General features: G+C 62.7%; 13 protein-coding genes. 9 read left to right on the top strand and 4 right to left on the bottom strand.

The features are described 5' to 3' along the window. Positions 1-117 precede the first annotated feature (117 nt). Positions 118-651 (top strand): hypothetical protein, encoded by a 534-nt coding sequence (locus tag AC24GY_RS15345; protein WP_487684635.1) that lies wholly within the window; start codon positions 118-120, stop codon positions 649-651. A 14-nt stretch (positions 652-665) separates the two neighbouring features. Here AC24GY_RS15345 and AC24GY_RS15350 read toward each other — a convergent pair whose 3' ends face one another. Then, entirely contained in the window at positions 666-1,859 is a 1,194-nt protein-coding gene (locus tag AC24GY_RS15350) for a serine hydrolase domain-containing protein (RefSeq protein ID WP_487684637.1), read from the bottom strand. 501 nt (positions 1,860-2,360) lie between these two features. Further along, positions 2,361-2,918: a YaeQ family protein gene (locus AC24GY_RS15355; RefSeq protein ID WP_487684639.1), complete on the bottom strand. Its 558-nt coding sequence runs from the start codon at positions 2,916-2,918 to the stop codon at positions 2,361-2,363. A 1,101-nt stretch (positions 2,919-4,019) separates the two neighbouring features. On the opposite strand from AC24GY_RS15355, the gene AC24GY_RS15360 reads away from it, so the two are divergent. From AC24GY_RS15360 to AC24GY_RS15395, 8 genes are all read left to right on the top strand, one after another. Beyond that, positions 4,020-4,379: a hypothetical protein gene (locus AC24GY_RS15360; protein WP_487684642.1), complete on the top strand. Its 360-nt coding sequence runs from the start codon at positions 4,020-4,022 to the stop codon at positions 4,377-4,379. A gap of 394 nt (positions 4,380-4,773) precedes the next feature. Further along, positions 4,774-5,874 (top strand): CHC2 zinc finger domain-containing protein, encoded by a 1,101-nt coding sequence (locus tag AC24GY_RS15365; protein WP_487684645.1) that lies wholly within the window; start codon positions 4,774-4,776, stop codon positions 5,872-5,874. 262 nt (positions 5,875-6,136) lie between these two features. Then, entirely contained in the window at positions 6,137-6,376 is a 240-nt protein-coding gene (locus tag AC24GY_RS15370; protein WP_422320547.1) for a hypothetical protein, read from the top strand. A gap of 196 nt (positions 6,377-6,572) precedes the next feature. After that, complete coding sequence (locus AC24GY_RS15375; protein WP_487684648.1) at positions 6,573-7,460, top strand: UDP-2,3-diacylglucosamine diphosphatase; 888 nt, start codon at positions 6,573-6,575, stop codon at positions 7,458-7,460. Positions 7,461-8,092: 632 nt separating this feature from the next. Further along, complete coding sequence (locus AC24GY_RS15380; protein WP_487684651.1) at positions 8,093-9,205, top strand: efflux RND transporter periplasmic adaptor subunit; 1,113 nt, start codon at positions 8,093-8,095, stop codon at positions 9,203-9,205. An 882-nt stretch (positions 9,206-10,087) separates the two neighbouring features. Then, the gene (locus AC24GY_RS15385) at positions 10,088-11,263 is read left to right on the top strand and encodes an efflux RND transporter periplasmic adaptor subunit (RefSeq protein ID WP_487684654.1); all 1,176 of its coding nucleotides are present in this window, start codon (positions 10,088-10,090) and stop codon (positions 11,261-11,263) included. Positions 11,264-11,685: 422 nt separating this feature from the next. Then, complete coding sequence (dinB, locus tag AC24GY_RS15390) at positions 11,686-12,768, top strand: DNA polymerase IV (protein WP_487684657.1); 1,083 nt, start codon at positions 11,686-11,688, stop codon at positions 12,766-12,768. 309 nt (positions 12,769-13,077) lie between these two features. Further along, positions 13,078-13,545 (top strand): hypothetical protein, encoded by a 468-nt coding sequence (locus AC24GY_RS15395; protein WP_487684660.1) that lies wholly within the window; start codon positions 13,078-13,080, stop codon positions 13,543-13,545. 1,001 nt (positions 13,546-14,546) lie between these two features. Here the strand turns inward: AC24GY_RS15395 and AC24GY_RS15400 are convergent. Together AC24GY_RS15400 and AC24GY_RS15405 are read right to left on the bottom strand one after the other, a co-directional pair. Beyond that, complete coding sequence (locus tag AC24GY_RS15400) at positions 14,547-16,631, bottom strand: transglycosylase domain-containing protein (protein ID WP_487684663.1); 2,085 nt, start codon at positions 16,629-16,631, stop codon at positions 14,547-14,549. Between the two features lie 646 nt (positions 16,632-17,277). Next, the gene (locus AC24GY_RS15405; RefSeq protein WP_487684666.1) at positions 17,278-19,398 is read right to left on the bottom strand and encodes a peptidoglycan D,D-transpeptidase FtsI family protein; all 2,121 of its coding nucleotides are present in this window, start codon (positions 19,396-19,398) and stop codon (positions 17,278-17,280) included. Between the last annotated feature and the right edge of the window lie 13 nt (positions 19,399-19,411).

A 19,411-nucleotide genomic window follows, 5' to 3' on the forward strand; every position in this document is an offset into this window, starting at 1 on the left:
GCGTCGATCTCCGGCTGCGGCGTGTAGTGCTCCGCGCTTCGTGCGATGCCATGCCGTGAGCAAACATGAGTGATGACAAGCGAACGGATTTGTGAATGATCATGCAGCATGAGGACTTTGAGACGAACACTCTTTCTCGGGCTGGTGGTGGCGGTGCTCACGGCACGTGCGGATCTGGCCACGGAGCCGTGGCCCAAGGTGGTGCGTGAGTTCCCCTTTGAGAGTCCCTGCACGCTGACGGAGGGCGGTTTTCGCATCTCCATCAGCGAGCCGGGTGATCCGGAAATCCGCAAAATGGGCGGCTCCGGCGGGCCGATGCTGAACTTCACCGTGCTGAATGAGAAGAGCGGATGGAAGCAGGTCTTCTACAACCAAAGCGTCAGCGTGCGGTGGCTGACGTCGTTTGAAGGCCATCCGCAGCTGGAGATCTGGGGACGCGGCGGTGGCGGCTTCTACACGCGACATCTGACTCGCTTTGTGCGCGGAAGGTATCGCTGCGTCCGCAGCGATGAGTTTACCAATTTTCGCGAACGCTCGACCCAGCCTTCCATCACCACCACGCTGCCACGCAGCGGCGAGGTGCTTTACTTCACAGAGACGCGCATGCCGGAAGGGGCGGAAGGTGACTTGTTCTATGAGGACGAGAAATAGACGTGCTCCGGCCCTCACTCCTCCACATGCTTGTCCACCAGTGCATCGAGCGCCTGGTAGAGCTCATCGGTGTCCAGGGTGTCGCGATTGCTCAGGATGATGGTGCTGCGATTGCCGGCGAGGTCGCGGTAGTAGCTGTTCTCAAATCCGGCCCAGGTGCCGTCGTGGCCGCAGGCATGCACGGAGCCGTCGTCATCGGTGTAGAGGGTCCAGCCCAGGCCGTAGTCGAAGGCCTTGCCTTTGCGGGTGGTGGCGGGCGTGAGGGCTTCTTTCCAGGTGGCGGGTTTGAGGAATTTTTTGGCTCGCACGGCGGCGTCCCATCTGGCCATGTCTTCGAGGTTTGACCACACGCCGCCGTCTCCCACGACCATGACTTTCTGCGGCCACTCGGGCGGGGTGCCCCAGCTGGGCTTCCACGTTTCCTTCTTCTCACGCCACTCGTAGCCGAAGGCGCGGTTGTATTTGTCATCGTCCTCGGTCTGCGGCACGGACTTGGGGCTCTGGCAGATGAAGGTGTGCTGCATGCCGGCGGGGAGGAAGATCTCATCACGCACGAATTCGCTGAAGGGCTTCTTGGCCACGCGCTGCACGATGCTGGCGAGCAGGAGGTAGTTGCTGTTCGTGTACTCAAACCTGCTGCCGGTGCGGAACTGCAGGGGGTAATCCTTCTTCAACCTGGCGAACATGCCGAGGTAGTCTTCGTTCACGGCGTAGGTCTTGTGGCGCATGGGCACGCCTTCATCATCAAAGTCGAAGTACTCGGGGAGGCCGGAGGTGTGCTGGAGGAGATCGCGGATGAGGATGGGATTGTCGCGGCTGTATTCGGGCAGTTCGGGGAGGTGGTCGCGCACGTCGTCGTCGAGCGTGAGCATACCACGATCCACCAGAATAAGCAGGGCGGTGGCGGTGAATGGCTTGGAGCAGGAGGCGAGCTCAAACAGCGTGGCGGGGGTGATGGGTGCCTCGTCCTTCACACTGGCCAAACCGTACCCTTTTTGGAAATGCAGCTTTCCAGGCACGCGGATGCAGATGGCCACGCCGGGGCTGCTTTCCTCGATGCCGGTTTTGGCCACGAGGCGGTCGATGGCGGAGACGAGTTCTTTGCTGGGGCGGAGGTCTTGCGCGAGGGCTGCCGTCGCCGTGGCGAGGGCGAGGAACATGGTGAAATGGCGCAGCATGCGGGGCAGTGCGGAGCGGGTGAAAAGCATGGGCGCTGTCCCTGCGCCAGTGACGGGAGAGGGGCAAACAGTTTCAGTCCAAGCTTTCAACCGGGCGCGTCCAACAAACGAATGTGGCGGTGTGATGAACAGATTTTTTAACCGCTGATATGACGCTAATCAGACGCTGATAAATCCAAATCAGAAAAGGGTTTTTGAATGAGGAATCCAGTAGATCCCTCTGATTCCTGAGCCCCTGCCTTCCTTTTTTCAGGCTTGGAACTTCAGGTCCGACATTCTGGATTATTAGCGTCATGTCAGCGTCTCATCAGCGGTTAGAATCTGAACTTCTCGCCGAGGACAGCCGAGCCTCTCAGCAGCCAGCCTGGAGACGTTCGATTTTCCGCAGAGGTGCGGAGGGGCAGAGGGAGCAGAGATTGAATCTGAACTCTGCCACCTCTGCTCCTTTGCCCCTCTGCGGTTGATTCGAAGATGTCTTCAGCCTCCGATGACTCCAGGGTCGAGCAAGAGGAAGATTTCTCTACGGAGCTCCTACTCCGCACCACACAGCCTCACCATCTTGATCTCCACGGTGCGGTCCCCTTCCCCGACGAACAGGATGCCTTCCTGCAGCGTCACGGTGAGGTCCATGGAGCGCTGCGCAAGGGCACCGAGGGCCTCGCTCTCGGCAGCGGGGATCTGCCAGACGGTGAGGTTGCTCACGCGGGTGAATTTTCCGGCGAGCGCGGCCCACCAGGTGGCGGCGTTGCTGGCAAAGCTGTAGACGCTCACCTTCTTGGACCGGCCGCAGAGGCGCACGAGTTTTTTCTCGTCGGGCTGGCCGAGCTCGATCCAGTGCATGAGCAGGCCGGTGAGATCATGCTGGCTGAGCGCGGGCTCATCCGCCTCCCACATGTCCTTGCCAAACTCGAGCTTGCCGAGGTCGTTGTTCTCCGGGGCATTGAGAACGAAGGCCAGCAGCCGGATCATCATGCGCTCCTCCGTCTCCGACGGATGCCGCGCGAGGGTGAGCTCGTGGTCGGCATAACGGTTGGCGTCGAGGTCGGAGAAGGAGACCTTGGCTTTGTAGATGATTGCTTTGAGGGCCATGCCTTCGCTTAGACGGAAATGCGGCGGGTGGCAAGGGAGGGTGTGTGACGGCATTGGTCAGGGAAGGCCCACCGCATGAGAGCTCCGCCCTCCTGCTCGGCTTGCCCTTCGAAGCTTTAGCGAAGAATGGGTCCTCGATTCTTCCGTGCCGCAGCCACCAGATGAGGGAGCATTGGAAAAGGGGGAAGGCGGTGCCTCACCCGCACACGCTGAGACGAAGGATTCTACGGACGCGCACAGCGCGTCCCTACCATCCGGCGCGGCGCATCGGGGTGGTAGGGAACCGCTGTGCGGGTCCGTGGTTTCGGGTCTGCGGCTCCGCAGGCGCTCAAAAAGGTGCGCCGTCCTTGCGGCATTGAAAATACGGGGATCGTCGGCATTCGCGGGCGGTGGAGTACTCGCACGCGTTGAGAGCGGGAGTTTTGGAAAAGGGGGAAGGCGGTGAGGTGGCAGGTGGTGCTGGGACGAAGGATTCTACGGACGCGCACAACGCGTCCCTACCATCCGGCGCGCCGCATCGGGGTGGTAGGGAACCGCTGTGCGGGTCCGTGATCATGGGTCTGCGATGTCTCAGGCGCTCAAAAAGGTGCGCCGTCCTTGCGGCGGTGAACATGCGGGGCCCCTCGGCATTCGCAAGCGGTGGAGCAATCGTACGCGTTGAGAGCGGTAGCATTGGAAAAGGGGGAAGGCGGTGAGGTGGCAGGTGGTGCTGGGACGAAGGATTCTACGGACGCGCACAACGCGTCCCTACCATCCGGCGCGGTGCATCGGGGTGGTAGGGAACCGCTGTGCGGGTCCGTGATCATGGGTCTGCGATGTCTCAGGCGCTCAAAAAGGTGCGCCGTCCTTGGGGCGGTGAAAATACGGGGATCGTCGCGCCCGCCTCCCGGTGCTTCCGCGCGTGTGCGCAGGTGATTTCAATACTACCACGTCCTACCACGTTTATATACACCCTGCCACGCCACAGCCTCTTTCCTCATCTTTTTCCATAAAGCGCGTTGACTTTTAAAATCTGGACCCAAGACTTTTTCCATTCACCCGAACGGATCGCAGGTCTCCTGCGGCCCGTGCGGGGGATGCCAGAACCTGATCTTCCTGACCATGACACTGAACACGACCTCCGACCTGCCCGTCACTCGCGCCCCTGCTGCCGCAACCCACACCGCGCCGCCTTCCACGGCGGCCGCAGCGCCCCCGGCTCCGCCTTCACTTCCACCGGCCTTGCTCACCTCCGCCCAGCTCATGGCGGCGCTGGGCATCAGCCGCCGCATGCTGAAGAAGTGGAACCGCGGCAGCTTCATCCCCTCCATCGGCGTGCGCCATGCGCGGCGCTATGACCTGGAGCAGGTGATGGAGGCCCTGCGCACGCATGGGAAGCCGGCCACGGCGGCTTCCTCCGCTGCCGATGCTTCCGCCACACCCGTCCTGAGCGATTCCACCGGGATGGCTGCGGTCTTCTAATACCAGTTACCACCATGCTCTAGCACTCTTGCACCGCTTTGCCAGCGTCTGCCAACTCCTGTTTTTCGATCACCACCATGCCCCCTGCCCTGCCGCTGTCGGAAGCCCCATGGACGGCGCACCTTTTTGAGCGCCTGCGAAGCGGCAGACCCGAAACCACGGACCCGCACAGCGGTTCCCTACCACCCCGGAGCGGCGCGCCGGGTGGCAGGGACGCGTTGTGCGCGTCCGTAGATTTCTTCCTCCCAGCGCGGTCTGCCGCCCACCGACCTCCCCCTTTCCAATCGCCTACGCCTCTCAGCCTGCGACTCGCCGTGATCGAGGACGAGGACGATCCGGCCAACCACTGCAAACAACCGCAAACCATGGCCAACCATTGCAAACCTCCCCTTTTATGACTACACGCCCACCCAACCACCATGACATACCAGCCCTGAAGGAACGCCTGCTCATCCCGGAGGTGTGGCGGAAGCTGGGGCTGGAGGGACAGCCGGCACAGACTTGCCTCTCCCCCTTTCGCGAGGACAAGCCCCCCTCCTTTTCCATTTCCAAGGACGGGAAGCGCTGGAAGGACTACGGCACCGGCCAGAACGGGGACGTGATCGACTTCATCGCCATGGCGCGGCAGATCAGCACCGGGGAGGCGCTGCGGGTCTTTCTGGAGCTGGCCGGGGTGTCGCCCTCCAGGCCCGGCCACGCGCCGCACGCGGGCTCCCCACGCGGCACGTCCTTCAAGGAGAAGGTCACCGCGCTGCTGCCACCGCAGGAGCCGCCGCAGCCGGAGCCCCTCCGCGTGCCGCTGCACAACGGCACGGAGGCGGACCGGCTGCTGGTGGCGGAGTCGCGCAGCATCACGCCGGAGGCTGTTTCCCTGGCGCTGGCGCTGCGCACGCTCACCTTTGCCATCGTGCAGGGCTACCGCTGCTGGCTGCTGGTGGATGCGGAGGAGCGCTGCGTGGAGGCGCGGCGGCTGGATGGCATGCCCTTCACAGAATGCGGCACGCTGGGCCGGCGGAAGGCGCACACGCTGCGCGGCTCCCGCAAGGACTGGCCGCTGGGCGCGGCGGTGCTGCGCCGCCTGCCGCAATTCCGCACGCTGCTGCTGGTGGAGGGCGGGCCGGACTACCTGGCGGCGCTGCACTTTGCGCATGAGCTGGAACGCTGGGATGTGCTGCCCGTGGCCATGCTGGGACGCGGCACGGGCGCGCGGATCGACGACACGGCGCTGGAGCTCATGCGCGGCCGCCGCGTGCGCATCTACCCCCACAACGATGCGGACGGCGGCGGTGTCAAAAACGCCGGCCTGTGGGCCGCGCAGCTGCACCAGGCGGGGTGCACGGTGGACATCTACACATTCACCGGCCTGCACCGCACGGACGGCACGCCCATCAAGGACCTCAACGACTGCACCACCGGCCTGGATGAGGAATCCACCACCAGCCTGCGACACAACCTCTTCCCCAAGCCCGACCTGGAGGTGCATCCGCCGTTTTGAGTCCGCTGCCGCTCAAGACCGCCCCGCAATACCATGTCCTACCACCATGCCTGCCGACCTCGCGCTGTCGACACCCACGGACGGCGCACCTTTTTTAACCGCCTTCCATGTCACAGAACCGGCACAGCCTGACTATCACCCACAAGTCAGCGGGTGCCTGCCAAGCCTGTTGAGCTGATTGATCACTGCTGATGGCAGGGTGGTCACAGTATTGTGACGAGGTAGTGTTTGAGGCAGAGGGGGCTCGTCTCAATGATGGGGCATGTTCAAGCCACGACATAACGAACTTCAGTGCTTCCTCCAATGGCGCCGGCAGACGCGCTTTATCCGCCATCATGGCGGGCCGATCATGGCGGTGGGGCTGTTTGTGACGTGCCTGTGGTCGGTGTGGCGGGCGTTTGAGAGCCGGCAGGCGCAGCCGGAGAGCGCGCCGACGGTGGAGGTGAAGCGGATGCAGGAGCTGGACCGCACGCTGCAGGCGTCCAAGATGCCGAGGATGTGAAGCTGTGAATGGGTGAGGCGGTGGCGTGAGGGCTGGGCTCGTGACAAAAACGTTTTACTTGGTGTGTTTCGCAGCGGGCGGTGAAGGGCGATGTCTGGTGACAAGGTCGTTACTATTCACAGTGAGTCCGCGTGTTGAGCGGGGGTGGATGGTGGCGGCGGAAACCTGACCTCTCCCCTTCTCTTCTTTGCTTTCTATGAAAACGAAACTTCGTATCAAGACGCTGTTCATGTCCGATGTGCATCTGGGCATGGCGGACTCGAAGGCGGTGCAGGCGGCGCATCTGATCCGGCACTGCAAGTGCGAGAAACTGGTGCTGAACGGGGACATCATCGATGCGTGGGCGCTGAGCGGATCGGGGCGCTGGACGCAGGAGCACACGCACTTTGTGCGGACGGTGCTCAAAAAAATGGAGAAGGAGGACACGGAGGTGATCTACCTGCGCGGGAACCACGATGACATTTTGGAGAAGTTTCTGCCGTTCAAGCTGGCGGGTCTGTCGCTGGTGGAGGAGCACATTCATGAGTCGCCGCACGGGCGCTACCTGGTGGTGCACGGGGACGGGTTTGACCATGTGACGACGAACCATGTGTGGCTGGCGAAGGTGGGGGCGGTGGGCTATGAGCTGCTGCTGCGCCTGAACCGGATGTACAACGCGTGGCTGCGCTGGCGGAACAAGGAGGCCTTCTCTCTGAGCCGGTGGGTGAAGATGAAGGTGAAGGGCGCGGTGAGCTTTGTGGGGCGCTACGAGGAGCAGCTGCAGAAGCTGGCGAAGTGGAAGGGCTGCCACGGGATCATCTGCGGGCACATTCACACGCCGGCGGACAAGATGATCGAGGATGTGCACTACCTGAACTCGGGCGACTGGGTGGAGAGCATGACGGTGGTGGTGGAGCATCTGGACCGGACGTTTGAGGTGCTGAGTTATCATGATTTCTGCCGCCTGACGGGACGTGAGCCGAAGGGTGCGGACCTGAGCATGGACGTGAGCGCGATCAGCAACCGGCCGCTGGGACTGCCTGCGCCGGTGGTGGCGTCTGAGGCGGGCGAGGAGGAGGAAGCGGAGGAGATGGTGGGGGTGTAGGCTGGATGGCGGATGCTGGATGGCGGATGCTGGATGGCGGATGCTGGATGGCGGATGCTGGATGGCGGATGCTGGATGGCGGATGCTGGATGGCGGATGCTGGATGGGCGGTGGATGCGTTTGTTTCTCGCTGTGCGGCGGCGATTGGCTGGCGTGGGGTGACGGGGCTTGTGAGGGATTGTCGGCTGCCGCTTTCGGGTGGTTTGTGGTATGCGTGTGTCACCGAGGACGGCGAAAGCGGCAGCTGCGTTCGTTCCTCACTGCGCGACCGCAGTCCATATCAGAAGTGGACAGGCGCTATTCTGAAATGTGTTTTATGAGACACCTTGATTTGCTGAACGCGGGTGTGCGGGAGTTCGTGTGATTGGTTGGGACAGCTTCTGATCGCGCCAGTAAGTACGACTGCTTATCAGCAGATAGGCCACGAGCCTATTTACACTATCCGATTTGCATAGCTTTGCTGGTTTTCAGAGGTGTTCCATGCAGTCTAGGACATATACCCATTTAGCTTGGCTTTACTTTAAAAACGGGGTGTCTAGCATCGTGATCTTATGAGATTTGAGTCCTGCTCCGCGGTTGTGAGGTTGTTTGAATTCACTGGAACTTGTGAAGATCAGAGGGTGCGGACGGCCATGCGGGCTTTGCAGATGGGAGCGTGTTTGATGGCGGCGTTCACGCTGGGGGCGTGCCATTCTAAAAAGGGCGGGCATGCGGCGGTGATGGTGCTGACGCACCCGCTGCAGCAGGACACCACGATCTCGCGTGAGTACGCCTGCCAGATCAACTCGTGCAAGAACATCAAGGTGCTGGCGACGGGACGTGGGTACTTGGAGCTGGGGAAATTGAAGGAGGGCCAGCATGTGAACGCGGGGGATGTGATGTTCAAGATTGTGCCGGGGAGCACCCGGACGGCGCTGAACCGGGCGGAGGCTGTGGAGCAGGTGGCGAAGGCGGTCTTTGAAAACACGGCGCAGCGGCTGAAGAACCAGCAGGCCACCGAGCAGGAACTGAGCGAGGCGAAGGCCCAATGGGATGAGAAGCTGGCGCTGGTGAAGGTGGCGCAGAATGATGCGGACGTGAACACGATCAAAGCGCCGTTTTCAGGACTGATGGGCCGCCTGCTGCTGGCGGAAGGGAGCCTGGTGGATCAGGGTGCTGTGCTGACGACGCTGTCTGACAACAGCGAGATGCAGGTGATTTTCAATGTGTCTGAGGCGGAGTCCCGGGAGTATGCGGCGCAGGCGCAGTCGGGGGAGAACAAGCAGGTGACGCTGGTGCTGGCGAATGGGAAGATTTTTGAGCAGCCGGGGAGGCTGAACGTGGCGGAGGCAAAGGCGGATGAGCAGAGCGGCCTGACGCCGATGCGTGCGGATTTTGCGAATCCGACGGGCCTGCTGAGGAATGGTGAGAGCGGGATCGTACGCGTGTGGAAAATGATCAAGCAGGCGGTGCTGGTGCCGCAGAAGGCGACGTTTGAAAAACGTGGCCACCATTATGTGTTTGTGGTGGGGAAGGATCAGGTGATGCAGCAGCGGGAGATCCAGATTTCTGCGGAGCTGGAGAATTTGTATGTGGTGAGCGAGGGGGTGGGCGCGGATGACACGATCGTGTTTGCGGGACTGAGCCAGGCGAAGGACGGGGCGAAGGCGGAGGGGGCGGAGTTTGAGGCGCCGAAGAAGGCGTTCGCGCATTTGAAGATCAAGGGGAGTAGTGGTGGAGTGCGCGGGAATGGAGTGATGGAGTGATGGAGTGATGGAGTGTGCGGTCGTGGTGTGGTTGGCGGGGTGGATGGACAGGATTTACAGGATGGTGGGATTTCAGGATTGTTGATGGGGTGATGGAGGGAGAGGAGTGGGTGGGGCTGGCTGAGGAGCAGCGAAGGCGGGGCTGTAACGCGAAGAGGTTGATTGAGAGGTTTGCGCCTTGGACTGAGTTGAGATCCAGCATCCCATGGGCGCCTGAGTGGCGGGGCATTGGAGACGTTTGTCCAGAACCGCCTAAAGGCGGGACTACCATACGTGTGCTGGGTTTGCGATGTCTTGGAGCGAGGGTTGTGACCTGAGTGGCGGGGCATTGGGGACGTTCGCCCGGAACCGCCTAAAGACTGGACTACCATACGTGTGCTGGGTTTGCGATGCCTTGGAGCGATGGTTGTGACCTGAGTGGCGGGGCATTGGAGACGTTCGCCCAGAACCGCCTAAAGGCGGGACTACCATACGTGTGCTGGGTTTGCGATGTCTTGGAGCGATGGTGCGAGATTGCGGGTGTGTGCTGACATGATGTGGTGCCGGGCACAGCGGGCGGCGGTGGTGAAAAATGGGAGACGGATTGAGGGGATGGAAGGCATGGTTTCAGGGGGCTATCCATGGTAATGAACTTACCTACTCTTGATTTTCGGACATTGTTCTGCCCTGGCTTCTCAACGGCAGGCCGGAAGGCGGATTGGAGGCACGTTCACTGGGGAAGACTGTTTTATGAAATAGGTTTCAAGCCTATTTTTCAAGGCGGGTTATCCTACTTACAATCGGACTTATCTTTGCCGAATATGACGGACGTATTGTTTTCATTTCCATGCATGGCGATGCTTTACTTTGGAGCCTCCGCACCTAGTATTTTAACAACCCCTTATGAGTTACAGAGACCACCTTTCCGTGTTCAGTTCGTTTCACTCTCCTGAGATCAGCAAGGCCCGTGAACTGCGGCCTGGGAGGTGGGCGGCGTTTGTGTGTGCGGGGCTGGCGGCGATGACGCTGAGCAGCTGTGACCACAAGGAGGCGCACCATGAGGGTGAGGAGGCAGAGGAGTCCCAGCTGGTGCTGACGAAGCCGATCGTCCGGGACACGGTGATCTCGCGTGACTATGTGTGCCAGATCCGGTCCTGCCGGAACATTGAGATCCGCGCGCTGGAGCGCGGCTACCTGGAGGTGGTGAGCGTGAAGGAGGGGCAGCTGGTGAAGGAGGGGGACCTGATGTTCTCGATCCTGCCGCGGGTGTACAGTGCTGTGGTGAAACGCACGGAGGCGGAGGCGCAGGTGGCGCGGGTGGAGTATGAAAACACGAAGCGGCTGCTGGACACCAACGTGGTGTCTGACAAGGAGCTGACGATGGCGAAGGCGAAGCTGGACCAGAAGATGGCGGAGGTGAACCTTTCACAGACGCATCTGGGATTCACGACGATCAAGGCGCCATTTACGGGACTGATGGACCGCCTGCGGCTGCGAAACGGCAGCCTGGTGGAGGTGGGCGACCTGCTGACGACGCTGTCTGACAACAGCGAGATGTGGATCTATTTCAATGTGCCTGAGGCGGACTACCTGGAGTATGCCTCCACGGAGCAGTCTGAGGACAGCAAGAAGGTGAGCCTGGTGATGGCGAACGGGAAGCTCTTTGACCAAAAGGGGCGCGTGAATGTGATCGAGGGTGAGTTCAACAACAAGACGGGCACGATCCCCTTCCGCGCGGACTTCCCGAATCCGAAGGGTCTGCTGCGCCACGGGGAGACGGGCAACATCCGCATGCAGCGGGCGCTGAAACATGCGCTGCTGGTGCCGCAGAAGTCGACGTTTGAGCTCGGGGGTGAGCAGTACATTTACACGGTGGACAAGGATGACGTGATCAAGCAGGTGAAGATCAAGGTGCTGGAGGAACTGGAGGATCTGTTTGTGGTGAGCGGAGCTTTGACGGACAAGGACAAGATCATCTTTGAAGGTCAGCGGCAGGCCCATGATGGTGAGAAGGCCCACGAGTACCGCTATGAGGAGACGAAGGATGCGTATGCGAATCTGAAGCTGCACGCGCAGTAAAGAAGATCGGGCGTGTGGGAGCGGTGGTGCCCGGAAAACTGTGGTGATTTGCGCCATCGACTGACATCAGGTGCAAAGTTCCATTTGTGCCTGAGTGGCGGGAGTTTGGGGACGTTCGTCCGGAACCGCCTGAAGGCGGGACTACAATACGTACGCTGGGTTTGCGATGGCGTGGGGCGAAGAGGACTTGTGGCATCGAACTGTGAACAGTGAATGCGATATGTGCCTGAGTGGCGGGAGTTTGGGGACGCTCGTCCGGAACCGCCTAAAGGCGGGACTACAATACGTACGCTGGGTTTGCGATGGCGTGGGGCGAAGGAGACTTGTGGCATCGAACATTGAATGCTGGACATTGAATGCGAATGCTGGGCGAGACTCTTGAATGAACATCCAACCTCCATTTTCTGCCGTACGTTAAGGCCATGCCACGAGTGATCATGCATATGGACATGGATGCGTTTTTTGCATCGGTGGAGCAGCGGGACAATCCGGAGTACCGGGGGAAGCCGGTGATCGTGGGGTCGCCGCCGGATCAGCGGGGGGTGGTGTGTGCGGCGAGCTATGAGGCGCGGAAGTTCAAGGTGCGCTCGGCGATGCCTTCGCGGACGGCGGGGCGGCTGTGCCCGGCGGGGATCTTTGTGCGGCCTCGCATGGAGGTGTACCGGGCGGAGTCGGCGCGGATCATGGAGATTTTGCAGGAGTTTACGCCGATGATCGAGCAGGTGTCTGTGGATGAGGCGTACCTGGATGTGAGCGCGCATGCGGACCCTGATTTGGAGGTGGATGCGGCGATCGAGGCGGCGCGGCCGATGGCGGCGGAGATCAAGCGGCGCATCCGCGAGGAGTGCGGGCTGACGGCGAGTGTGGGGATCAGCGCGAACAAGTTTCTGGCGAAGCTGGCGAGTGATTTCCAAAAGCCGGACGGGCTGACGGTGATTCTCGACAGGGACAAGATCGCGTTTTTACGACCGCTGCCGGTGAGCGCGATCCATGGGGTGGGACCGGTGACGGCGCAGGGACTGGAGGCGCTGGGGCTGCGGACGATCGGGGATCTGCAGGACTCGACGCAGGGACTGGAGGCGGTGGCGGGTTCGTTTGCGGCGAAGCTGCGGCAGCGTGCGCTGGGGAATGATGAGCGTGAACTGGACCTGAGCGAGGAGCGCAAGAGCATCAGCGCGGAGAACACGTTTCTGAATGACACGGACGCACGGCCGGTGCTGCGGGCGGCGCTGAAGGAGATGGCGCTGGATGTGGCGCAGACGCTGGGGAAACACGGGGTGGGCGCGATGACGGTGCAGGTGAAGGTGCGCTACAGTGACTTCACGACGCTGACGCGGCAGATCCGGCTGGAGGAGCCGGTGACGACGGAGCGGGAGATCTACCGTATGGCGTGCTATTTGCTGGCGCGGGACCGGCTGGTGACGGGGCCGCTGCGGTTGATCGGGATCGGGGTTTCGACGCTGGTGGCGCCGGAGCAGAGGCGGCAGTTGAGGCTGGGGATTTGAGGGTTGTTCTTGGTTCTTGGTTCTTGGTTTGAGGTTCTTGGTTTGCGGTGGGTGGTGAGATGCGGGATGAATGGACAGGATTTACAGGATTGTATGATTGACAGGATTGGTGTGGGGAAAGGTGGCGCGCTGGGCGGGTGGCAAATGCTGCGGGTTCGGAGATCCGCGCTCCTGGGGCGCTGGGGGCTTTCTGGATCTGATTGGAGGCGCGCAATCGGCGGGCGGGAGACGATTATTGTGAGAGACAGGAGGGCTTGGGGTTGTTACTCTGGTGCTGCTGTTGTTCTGAAATTTTACGGCTTCGCTTTTATGAAAACTTCTCTTCTGCTTGTTTGCGCCTTGGTGATGGCCGGTGGGCTGGTGTCTTGCACGGGTGATTTGTACCGGCGCACGGTGCCGGCGCGGACGACGGCGACTTCGGCGAAGGTGGCTCCGCCTGCGTTTGGATCTCCGGCGTATGTGAGCGGTCTGCGCCCGCATGGTCGGCCGTATGAGCGGAGCGGGTTCTACCCGTACAGTGAATCGCGCCCGGGCGGGATGGGGTACTATGACCGTGTGGCTTCGCCGCATGGTTCGTATGAGTACATTTACCATGACATGGAGGCGCCGCATCCGGCGTCGGGGACGCCGCTGAAGGAGAAGACGGTGCGGTATACTTCGCGCTATCCTTCGTCGTGGGGTGCACCGGTGTGGGTGACGACGTTCAAGCCGGGGATCTTTGCGCGGCGTGGGAATGGTGCGACGCCTGCTGCAGCGCCGGGGTCGGGATCTGAGTGAGAGTGGGGGCTTGGGGCGGTCTCTCTGCGGGATGAGTGTGTGCCTAAGGTGGAGGCGTGGACTGCGCGCGATGTGCGGCGTGCTTTGGCCTGCGTGTTTTATATCAGTTCGTAAAACTCAATTCCGGTTTGGCGGGCATGAGGACGTTCGATTGGCCGCAGAGGGGCAAAGAGGCAGAGGAAGCAGAGATGGGATCTATGCTGTGCTTTCCAGGCTGCTCTGCCACTGTGCGGCAGAACCGAAGGTTGCCTCCGGTTTTTAAACGATCTGATGGAGTGTGCCTTCTTGCGGCTTTTCGAAAATCGGTTTCGATTCCCCTGCCATAAGTCGCGTGGTTGGCGTGGGGTGACCGGGCTGCGAGGGATTGGGGGCTGCCGCTTTCGGGTATTTTGTGGTAGGCGGGAGCCCCGAGGGACGGCGAAAGCGGTAGCTGCGTTCGTTCCTCACTGCGCGACCGCAGTCCATATGGGGAGGCACTGGTTTCTCGATGTCCTGGGTGTTTGTGGAGCGGGCTATAATACCACAATACATTGAAAACGGGTCTGTTTCGGAGCCGATGAAAGTTCGGCTCTGAAGAAGAGACTTTGTTTTCAGTTGCAGACTTCAAGGCAAACCGGGCAGCCAATGCTTGCATGCCCGCCATACGTAGGATGGGTGTGGCGACAGCCCGCCCGTCCATCAGCGTTCCGCAAACATCGGGGCGTGCGAACACCCTCGTGGTCGGACGGTTTGGCGGAGGGAGTTGTGGAGCGAAGAGGCGGTTGCGACACCAAACACATCCAACCTACGACCGGAGCGCCACGCTACCCGTACAAACCTGCTCAGACCCGTTTTCAATGGCGCGTGGTATAAGAGACCAGAACCGGCTAAAGCCGGGACTACAATACGAAGAAGAGTGGACTCGTGGGCTCTGTGTTTCTCGCTGCGCTGGGTGTTTGTGGAGCGGGAGGATCGAGGACGAGTTCGAGTAGGAGGACGAGAACGAGGACGATTCGAAGGAGTTACTGGCGCACTGGGATGGCTTTGGGGATGTAGTCGTCTTGGGGGACGGGGATGGCCGCAGGGACGCCGCCGGGGGCGCTGGTGCTTTGGTAGGGGTCGATGCCGAGGACGACGCCGGAGACGGGGGTGACGGGGATGACGCGGGCTTCGCCTTCGACGAAGAGGGCGCGGGGCGGTGTGGCGAGGAGCTGGGAGGCGGGGGCTTTGCCGTCCCAGCCTTTGGGTTTGCCCTCGGTGACCATGGCGAAGACGGCGGCCCACAGGGGGAGCGCGGCGGTGGAGGCGGTGGTGGTGGCGCTGATGGGGATGTCTTTGTCATGCCCGATCCAGACGAGGCAGGTGCGTTGGCGATCAGAGCCGATGAACCAGGCGTCGGTGCGGTCGTAGGTGATGCCGCCGTAGCCGGCGATGCTTTTATTCGCGAGGCCGTGGGCGAGGAGGGGCTTGCGGTATTCGGGGCGCTCCATGCCGGTGATGAGGGTATCGCGCACATGGGCGACGGCGGCGGGGGTGAAGATCTCGCTGCTGCGCACGGTGGGACCGGCGAGGAGGTGGGGGGTGGAGCAGGTGCGGCCGTCATTGGCGATGGCGGTGAAGGCGTGGGCGACTTCGATGAGGCGGAGGGGGCTCTGGCCGAGGGTGAAGGCGGCCTCTGTGCGGAGGGGATTGGTGAAGCGGCAGCGGTTGAGGGCGGTGCGGAGGGGCTCCAACCCGACCTGATAACCGAGGCGGACGGTGGCGGCGGTGCGGCCTTCGAGCAGGGACTGCTTGGGGGTGATGGTGGTGCCGGTGTAGGCGACGGGATCGCCCTCGGCTCCCCATTCGCCGAGGGTGCCGGTGAGGCCGCCGATCATGGCCTGCTTGTTGTCGAGGGGGCCGTCGATCTGCGGGGCGTCGGTGATGTCTGGCTGGGCGGTGAGGGCGGCGGCGTAAACGAGGGGGAGGAAGGCGGTGCCGACGGGGCGGATGCCTTCGAGGGCGCGATTGAAGGGGCTGGTGGTGAAGTCGCGCCCGCCCTGCATGGCGAGGATGGCGCCAGTGGTGTTGTCGAGGACGATGACGGCGCCCTGGAGGTCTTTGTCCTTGGGGGCGACGGTGTCGAGGTGCTTGCGGACGAGGGTGTTCAATTGGTGCTGCCAGTCGAGACGGAGGGTCATGGTCATCTCGGGCGGGGTGCCGGGCTTGAGGCCGAGGCGCTGGAATTCGGCGCGTGCGGCGGCGAGCATGTAGCCGGTGCGGACGCGGCTTTTGTCATGGCTGACGGTGACGGGCTGGGCGCGGGCTTCGGTGGCTTCGGCTTCGGTGATGCTGCCGGTCTCCACCATGCGCTGGAGGGTGAGATCGCGCTTTTGTTTGGCGAGGGCGGGCTGGGTGATGGGGGAGAAGGCGACGGGGGCCTTGATGATGCCGGCGAGGGTGGCGGACTCGACGAGGGAGATGTCGTGGACGTCTTTGCCGAAGTAGGTGCGGGCGGCGGCGCCGACGCCGCTGCAGCCGGTGCCGAGGTAGATGCGATTGATGTAGTGGGTGAGGATCTGCTCCTTGGTGTATTCACGCTCGATGCGCATGGCGAGGAAGATCTCGGTGATCTTGCGCTCGTAGCTGCGGCCCTGGAGGCCGAAGGCATTGCGGGCGAGCTGCTGGGTGATGGTGCTGCCGCCCTGGCGGATGCCTTTGGCGGTGAAGTTTTTCACGGCGGCGCGGGTCAGGCCGATGATGTCGAATCCGGGGTGGGAGAAGAAGCGGGCATCCTCCGTGGCGATGATGGCCTGGACGAGGGTGATGGGGACGTCATTGAGGGTGACGATCTCGCGCTCGATCTCGCTGGCGCTGCCGATGGGCTGGGCTTTGGCGTCTTTGATGAGGGTTTCATTCTGGCCGCGCGTGAGGGAGGCCATGTCGTAGGTGGCGGCGAGGGTGGAGTAGTGGTGCCAGATGAAGCCGAAGGTGATGAGGCCCATGAGCGCGAACACGGCGCAGGTGATGCCGATGAAACGGAACCAGCGCGGGAGGCGGAGGTAGCGTGCGCGGAGGGAGGTGAGGAGGCGCGGGAGGGAGGCTAGGAGGGCGCGGGGGGCGGGCATGAGGCGGAAGGACGAAACCTGAATGACGAATGACGAATGACGAATGCGGAGGGCGGAGGGGGTGCGGCGGGGCGTTTGGAAGACGCTGCTGGTGAGCTTGGGGGGTGGCGGGGGGGCTGGGTTTGCTTTCCGGATTTGTTGGCGGGTGCCAGGGTAGCCTCGCTAAGGCTCGGCAACCCTTCGCTATGGTGCGCAGCCCCTTTGGGGCTGAAGAACTGGTGGTGCGATGGGGATCACGTGGCGAGAGACGGAGGGGTTTTGGAAAGGGGGGAGCTTTGAGTGGGCAGGCGGCGGTGGGACGAAGGATTCCAGGGACGCGACACAGCGCGTCCCTACCAGCCGGGCGTGGTGCGTTGGGAATGGTAGGGACGCGCTGCGCGGGTCCGTGATTTCGGGTCTGTGGCGTCGCGGGCGATGAAAAAGGTGCGCCGTCCTTGAGGTGATGAGTCGTGGGATGGCATGCGTGATTGGCGGTGCGAGAGGCAGAGACGGAGGGGTTTTGGAAAGGGGAGAGCTTTGAGTGGGCAGGTGGCGGTGGGACGAAGGATTCTACGGACGCGGCACAGCGCGTCCCTACCAGCCTGAGGCGATGCGTTGGGTGGCTTGAGTGCGGAGGTGTGGCATGGTGGGCGCTGAGGAGGAGGGCTTAGCGGAAGATGCGCTGGAAGAAGCCGCCGATGCCGGGGGGCTCGTTGTATTGAGGGGTGCCGCCGTAGTAGCCGGGCGGGGGCTGGACGAATTCGGGGGTGAGGGGGTCGTTTTCTTCGAGGACGTTGGAGGGGGTGATCTTGACGTCGTGGGCGGTGGGGCGGTCTTCGATGTCGTGGAGGACTTTGGCGATGATGGGGGCGGCGGTGCCGCCGCCGGAGAGGCCGCCCTGCCCTGCATTGCCCTCGACCATGACGGCGAAGGCGAGGGGTGGATTGGTGTCCACAAATCCGGCGAACCAGACGACGTTGGCCTTGGCGCCGCGCAGCACCCACTGGGCGGTGCCGGTCTTGCCGAAGACGGCGACTTTTTTCAGGCGTGCGGCTTTGCCGGTGCCACGAGCGTGATTGACGACGCCGAACATGCCGCTGCGCACGGTTTCGAGGTCCATCTGGCTGACGGGCATGAGGGCATCACGGCAGGGGATGCTGACGTCTCCGAGGCGGCCGGTCTGGGACTGGGTGTGGGAGACGAGGCGGGGACGCGGACGGCAGGAGCCATTGGCGAGGGTGGCCATGACCATGGCCATCTGGAGGGGGGAGGTCTCGGTGACGCCCTGGCCGATGGAGAGATTGGCGAGGTCGTGATTGGAGGGGGCGGTGCGGGGGAGATTTCCGGTGGCGGTTTTCAGGGGGAAAACGGGGGCGGTGCCGAGGCCGAACTCGTGCGCCATGTAGAGGATGGGGCGATCCCGCGTGATCATGGCGGACTGGTAGAAGTAGGTGTTGCAGGAACGGATGAGGGCGGCGCGTGCATTGAAGAAGCCGTGATCGTCCTTGGACCAGTTGTCGAATTCGCGGCCGTCGATCATGAGGGAGGGGCCGCAGTCGAACTCCATCTCGGCGCTGACGGTGCCGGCGCGGAGTCCGGCGAGGACGACGATGGGCTTGAAGATGGAGCCGGGGGGGTAGGTGCCGAGGAGGGAGCGATCGAAGAGTGGGCCGTCGATGTCCTGCGTGAGGGCGGTGAAATCAGCGGAGGAGATGCCGCCGGCAAAGGCGTTGGGATCGTAGTGCGGGAGGCTGGCCATGGCGCGGATGTCTCCGGTGAAGGCATCGACGATGACCATGGCGCAGCGGTGCTTGGACTGGGAGAGGGCGCTCTCGGCGAGGCGCTGGGTTTCGAGATTGAGGGTGGTGACGACATCGCGCCCGGCGGCGGGCGGGGCGAAGACCTGCTGGTAGGCGACGCTACCAGCATCTGCCATCATGAGGCAGAGGGTGCCATCGGTGCCGGTGAGCTGTTTATTGAACGCGGCTTCGAGGCCGGTGGCGCCTTTGGTGCGCTGCCAGAGGGGTTCATTGCGGAGGATGGCGCCGGCGGGCGGTGCGCCGTCTGAGGAGACGTAGCCGAGGACGTGAGCGGCCATGCCTTTGTGCGGGTAGTGGCGGATGTACTCGGTGCGGAGGCTGGCGTGGGCGTGCTTTTGCGGATGGATGACGAGGTCCTGGGTGAAGGCATCGCTGACGGTGATGGGGAGCTCGCGGCGGGATTCGTAGTGGCGCTTGAGGGTTTCGGCATCGGGCAGGCGTGCGACGGGGAGATCGGCCTTGGTGGCGTCAATTTCCTGCTGAAGCCAGGCGGTGTAGGTCTCCAGGGTGCTGCGCTTGTCTGCGGGCACGGTGAACTGGAGACGGCGCACGGTGGTGTTTTGCGCGAAGGGGCGGCCTTTGCGATCGAGGATCTGGCCACGGGGCGCGGGGATGGCGAAGTAGAAGGGCTTGACGTCGGAGCGGGAGCCGGTGCCGGGGACGAAGCCTGCGGGGGGCTCTGGGACTGGGGCAGGTGTGTCGGCGGCTGCGGGGGGAGTGGCAGCGGGTGCGGCGGCTGGAAGCTCTGCGGCTGGAGCGGGTGCTGCGGTGAGGGGTTTCGTGGCGGGAGCGGGGGGCTCTGCGCTGTGGACTTGTGCGGTGGCCAGGGTGAGGGCGCAGGCAGTGAGCGCGCTGAAGAGGTGCCTGAGCCGGGTGGAGCTGCCTGTGGGTGAGCAGGGGGCAGTGGGCGCGAGCCATCGGTGATGACTGAGCGCTGCGAGGGGGGCGGAAGGCGAGGGGAAAATCACAGGCGGGAAATGA

The organism is Prosthecobacter sp. Pr1 (assembly GCF_057652315.1).

Excerpts from the sequence above, each read along its gene's own strand:
- AC24GY_RS15375 (WP_487684648.1), top strand. The coding sequence starts at position 6,573 with ATGAAAACGAAACTTCGTATCAAGACGCTGTTCATGTCCGATGTGCAT.
- AC24GY_RS15400 (WP_487684663.1), bottom strand. The coding sequence starts at position 16,631 with ATGCCCGCCCCCCGCGCCCTCCTAGCCTCCCTCCCGCGCCTCCTCACC.
- AC24GY_RS15365 (WP_487684645.1), top strand. The coding sequence starts at position 4,774 with ATGACTACACGCCCACCCAACCACCATGACATACCAGCCCTGAAGGAA.
- dinB (WP_487684657.1), top strand. The coding sequence starts at position 11,686 with ATGCCACGAGTGATCATGCATATGGACATGGATGCGTTTTTTGCATCG.
- AC24GY_RS15385 (WP_487684654.1), top strand. The coding sequence starts at position 10,088 with ATGAGTTACAGAGACCACCTTTCCGTGTTCAGTTCGTTTCACTCTCCT.
- AC24GY_RS15360 (WP_487684642.1), top strand. The coding sequence starts at position 4,020 with ATGACACTGAACACGACCTCCGACCTGCCCGTCACTCGCGCCCCTGCT.
- AC24GY_RS15395 (WP_487684660.1), top strand. The coding sequence starts at position 13,078 with ATGAAAACTTCTCTTCTGCTTGTTTGCGCCTTGGTGATGGCCGGTGGG.
- AC24GY_RS15370 (WP_422320547.1), top strand. The coding sequence starts at position 6,137 with ATGTTCAAGCCACGACATAACGAACTTCAGTGCTTCCTCCAATGGCGC.
- AC24GY_RS15350 (WP_487684637.1), bottom strand. The coding sequence starts at position 1,859 with ATGCTTTTCACCCGCTCCGCACTGCCCCGCATGCTGCGCCATTTCACC.
- AC24GY_RS15355 (WP_487684639.1), bottom strand. The coding sequence starts at position 2,918 with ATGGCCCTCAAAGCAATCATCTACAAAGCCAAGGTCTCCTTCTCCGAC.
- AC24GY_RS15380 (WP_487684651.1), top strand. The coding sequence starts at position 8,093 with ATGCGGGCTTTGCAGATGGGAGCGTGTTTGATGGCGGCGTTCACGCTG.